Source organism: Mycobacterium sp. 852013-51886_SCH5428379 (assembly GCF_001665575.1).
Classification (GTDB): Bacteria; Actinomycetota; Actinomycetes; order Mycobacteriales; family Mycobacteriaceae; genus Mycobacterium.
This window is the reverse complement of record NZ_LZSU01000027.1, coordinates 1-3,903: the sequence shown is the minus strand read 5'-3', so window position 1 is coordinate 3,903 and position 3,903 is coordinate 1. Positions and strand designations below refer to the sequence as shown.

6 protein-coding genes are annotated in these 3,903 nt (G+C 68.8%); 1 reads left to right on the top strand and 5 read right to left on the bottom strand.

Annotated features, from left to right (window positions below):
• Positions 1-17: 17 nt before the first annotated feature.
• The 4 genes from A5757_RS23160 to A5757_RS11970 form a co-directional block, all read right to left on the bottom strand.
• The gene (locus A5757_RS23160) at positions 18-170 is read right to left on the bottom strand and encodes a hypothetical protein (protein ID WP_156618335.1); all 153 of its coding nucleotides are present in this window, start codon (positions 168-170) and stop codon (positions 18-20) included.
• A 108-nt stretch (positions 171-278) separates the two neighbouring features.
• On the bottom strand, positions 279-773 hold the full coding sequence (locus tag A5757_RS11980) for a GNAT family N-acetyltransferase (RefSeq protein ID WP_231983963.1): 495 nt from the start codon (positions 771-773) through the stop codon (positions 279-281).
• Positions 774-787: 14 nt separating this feature from the next.
• On the bottom strand, positions 788-1,099 hold the full coding sequence (locus tag A5757_RS11975) for a metal-sensitive transcriptional regulator (RefSeq protein WP_066833690.1): 312 nt from the start codon (positions 1,097-1,099) through the stop codon (positions 788-790).
• Between the two features lie 16 nt (positions 1,100-1,115).
• Positions 1,116-1,730 carry a DUF305 domain-containing protein gene (locus tag A5757_RS11970; RefSeq protein ID WP_066833687.1) on the bottom strand — a complete coding sequence of 205 codons (615 nt, stop codon included), beginning with the start codon at positions 1,728-1,730 and terminating at the stop codon, positions 1,116-1,118.
• 78 nt (positions 1,731-1,808) lie between these two features.
• Here A5757_RS11970 and ilvD point away from each other — a divergent pair, with 78 nt between their 5' ends.
• Positions 1,809-3,509 (top strand): dihydroxy-acid dehydratase, encoded by a 1,701-nt coding sequence (gene ilvD, locus A5757_RS11965; protein WP_066833684.1) that lies wholly within the window; start codon positions 1,809-1,811, stop codon positions 3,507-3,509.
• 19 nt (positions 3,510-3,528) lie between these two features.
• Here ilvD and A5757_RS22750 read toward each other — a convergent pair.
• Positions 3,529-3,903, bottom strand: a 375-nt coding sequence (locus A5757_RS22750) for an HNH endonuclease signature motif containing protein (RefSeq protein WP_197497324.1), incomplete at its 5' end; no start/stop codon positions are given.

Genomic DNA, 3,903 nt, shown 5'->3' with positions numbered 1-3,903 from the left:
AGTGAGGTTGATGCGGATCACGGCTGTGGTTCCTCTGGGTTGACGGGCACCGGCGGTGGCGGCGGCGGGGCGGGCTGCGCCAGCGCCGTGGGGGCGCCGATCACCAGGCCTCCCACCAGTCCGGCCGCGAAAAATCCGGTCGTCAGCTTCCGCACAGTCCGCTGCGGCATGCGCCACCTCCAGTCACAGATCAAGGTCCCAGTGTCGCACAGAGCGCATAGCGCCACCCCTGTCGCGGCGCTGACCTGCTGTGATGATCGCCGTGCAGGCCCCGGGCGTTACTTCTTCAAGGTCAGTTGCCAGCGCCAAACGGGGCCGTCGTCGGGGTCCTCGAACTCGGCCGTGCGCTGAAAGCCGAGTCTGCGCAGCACTCCGGTGGACGGATTCTCGCGGGCCCGGGTGTGCGCGATGACAGTGGTCACCTCGGGGTCAGCGGCGACGGCCTTATCGATCATGGCCCGGGCAGCGGCCGTCGCGTAGCCGCGCCCGCGGAACTCCGGGGCGATCTCGTACCCGATCTCGACAACGCCGTCGCGGGGCGGCCCGACGAAGCCACCCGACCCGACCAGCAATGTGCCGCCCTCGGCGAGGAAGAAGTGCATCCACCACTGCTCCTGATCCGGGTGCGCGGTAAGCGTGTCGATGGTGAATCCGATCGCCTCGTCGAACTCAGGCCAGCCTTCGGGAGCCGGGTAGCCCAGCAGGGCCGCAAACGCCTCAGGGTCGTCGCGCAGCGCGACGAGCTGCTCGACGGTCGCGGGTACCAATCTCACCCCGGATCGCTTCGCTAGGAGCGGACCAGGCGCGCGATCGCCGCGCTCGCCTCGGCGAGTTTCGTCTCGGCCTCGGTGCCGCCCTCGGCGACCGCCTGGGTCACGCAGTGGCCGAGGTGCTCGTCGAGCAGGCCCAGCGCCACCGACTGCAGGGCGCTGTTGACCGCACTGATCTGGGTCAGGACGTCGATGCAGTACTTGTCCTCGTCGATCATCTTCGCGATCCCGCGGACCTGGCCCTCGATGCGCCGCAGCCGCTTGGCGTAGTTCTCCTTCTGCGGTGAGTAGCCGTGCGCACCCGGCGCCGTGGGTTCTTCAGGGGCCATCTCGACAGGGGCCATCTCAACCCTCCAGCATCTGCTTCATCTGGGTGATCTCCGCCTCCTGAGTGGACACGATGTGCTCGGCGAGTGCCTTGGCCTCGGGGTTGTCTCCGTCGGCCAGTTCGGTGCGGGCCATCTCGACCGCCCCCTCGTGGTGGCTGATCATCGACTGCAGCCACAGTGTGTCGAACTCCGCGCCGCGCAGCGACTCGAGGCGCTGCATCGTCGCCGTGTCGACCATCCCCGGCATCGCCATGTCGTGGCCGCTGTGGTCCATCGCGGCGTCGGGGTTCTCGCCCCAGGTGCGCAGCATCTCCGACATCTGACCGATTTCGGGACCCTGAGCCGCGGCGATGGCGCCGGCGAGCTCCAGTAGGGCGGGGTCGGTGGAGTTGCCGCGGGCCAGGTCGACCAGTTCCAGCGCCTGCTTGTGGTGGGGCAGCATGTTCTGGGCGAACGAGATGTCGGCGGCGTTGTGCGGTCCGTGTTCGGCGGAGTCCGATCCCGAGCTGTGGGTGTGGTCGGTATGACCGTCCCCGGCGGCCTCCTCGGTCGACGGCGTGCAGGCGGACAGCAGCAGGGCCGCGGCGAACGCGACGAAGAGCGCGGCGATGCGCATCGGGAAAGAGGTCATGACCCCAGCCTACCGGGTACCCCTCCGGGGTATTGATATCAGTTTGGCCGGGCAAAAGTGCAGGAGCATAATCGCTGAATGCCCTCAGAGAGCCCTGATATCAAACCCCGGAGCCGTGACGTCACCGACGGCCTCGAGAAGACCGCGGCGCGCGGAATGCTGCGCGCGGTCGGTATGGGTGACGACGACTGGGTCAAGCCGCAGATCGGCGTCGGGTCGTCGTGGAACGAGATCACACCGTGCAACATGTCGCTGCAGCGGCTCGCGCAGTCGGTCAAGGGCGGGGTGCACGCCGCGGGCGGGTTCCCGCTGGAGTTCGGCACCATCTCGGTGTCCGACGGCATCTCCATGGGGCACGAGGGCATGCACTTCTCCCTCGTCTCGCGTGAGGTGATCGCCGACAGCGTCGAGACCGTGGTGCAGGCCGAGCGCCTCGACGGCACCGTCCTGCTCGCCGGCTGCGACAAGTCGATCCCCGGCATGTTGATGGCCGCGGCCCGCCTCGACTTGGCATCGGTGTTCTTCTACAACGGGTCGATCATGCCCGGCGTGGCCAAGCTGACCGACGGCAGCGAGAAGGAAGTCACGATCATCGACGCCTTCGAGGCGGTCGGGGCGTGTGCCCGCGGGCTGATGTCCCGTGAGGACGTCGACATCATCGAGCGCGCGATCTGTCCGGGCGAGGGCGCCTGCGGCGGCATGTACACCGCCAACACCATGGCGTCGGCCGCGGAGGCGCTCGGAATGTCGTTGCCGGGCAGCGCATCCCCGCTGGCTGTCGACAATCGGCGCGAGGACTACGCCCGCCGCTCCGGCGAGGCCGTCGTCGAGATGCTGCGCCGCGGCATCACCGCGCGCGACATCCTCACCAAGGAGGCGTTCGAGAACGCGATCGCCGTGGTGATGGCGTTCGGCGGGTCCACCAACGCGGTGCTGCACCTGCTGGCCATCGCCTGGGAGGCCAACGTCAAGCTCGCCCTGGAGGACTTCACCCGGATCGGCAGCAAGGTGCCACACCTGGCCGACGTGAAGCCGTTCGGTCGGCACGTGATGAAGCACGTCGACGAGATCGGCGGCGTGCCCGTCGTGATGAAGGCCCTGCTGGATGCCGGTCTGCTGCACGGTGATTGCCTGACCGTGACCGGTCAGACGATGGCCGAGAACCTCGCGCACATCGAGCCGCCGGATCCCGACGGCAAGGTGCTGCGCGCGATGAACAATCCGATCCACCCGACGGGTGGCATCACGATCCTGCACGGATCGCTCGCGCCGGAGGGCGCCGTGGTGAAGTCGGCCGGGTTCGACTCCGACGTCTTCGAGGGCACCGCAAGGGTTTTCGAGCGCGAGCGGGCGGCACTGGACGCGCTGGAGGACGGCACCATCACCCACGGCGACGTCGTCGTCATCCGGTACGAGGGCCCCAAGGGCGGCCCCGGGATGCGCGAGATGCTCGCGATCACCGGTGCGATCAAGGGCGCCGGCCTGGGCAAGGACGTGCTGCTCATGACCGACGGCCGGTTCTCCGGTGGGACGACGGGTCTGTGCGTCGGTCACATCGCCCCCGAGGCGGTCGACGGCGGCCCGATCGCATTCATCAAGGACGGCGACCGGATCCGGCTCGACGTCGCGAACGGCACGCTCGACGTGCTCGTCGACAAGGACGAATTCGACGCGCGTAAGGCCGGTTTCGAGCCGCTGCCGCCGCGCTACACCACCGGCGTGCTGGCGAAGTACACCAAGCTCGTCGGTTCGGCAGCGGTCGGCGCGGTCTGTAGCTGACCGGTCGTTCGGCCACTGACTACGCGGCGGCCGGTGGTGGTTTGGGTTGGTAGGGGGTGTACCACCACCAGTCGGCGCGTTCCCCGGTCGGCCCGGGGCACGGTTTCACATCCGGTGGAGGTGTGGTGGGTGGCCGGGCGAGAGCGCGGTTGGTCATGGGTTGCCCGGTGGCGTCGGTTATGACGAGGCGGTCGGCGGGTCCGGCGAGGGTGATGTCGCCGCGGTGATGGGCGCGGTGGTGAAACGGGCAGACCAGGGCCAGGTTCCACAGTTCGGTGGGGCCGCCGTCCTCCCAGTGCTGCAGGTGGTGGGCGTGCAGGCCGCGGGTGGCCCCACAGCCGGGGACCACGCAGGACTGGTCGCGGTGCTCGAGGGCGCGGCGTAGGCGGCGGTT

Bases quoted from the DNA above. Each gene is read 5' to 3' on its own strand.
- A5757_RS11975 (WP_066833690.1), bottom strand. From the start codon at position 1,099: ATGGCCCCTGAAGAACCCACGGCGCCGGGTGCGCACGGCTACTCACCG.
- A5757_RS23160 (WP_156618335.1), bottom strand. From the start codon at position 170: ATGCCGCAGCGGACTGTGCGGAAGCTGACGACCGGATTTTTCGCGGCC.
- ilvD (WP_066833684.1), top strand. From the start codon at position 1,809: ATGCCCTCAGAGAGCCCTGATATCAAACCCCGGAGCCGTGACGTCACC.
- A5757_RS11970 (WP_066833687.1), bottom strand. From the start codon at position 1,730: ATGACCTCTTTCCCGATGCGCATCGCCGCGCTCTTCGTCGCGTTCGCC.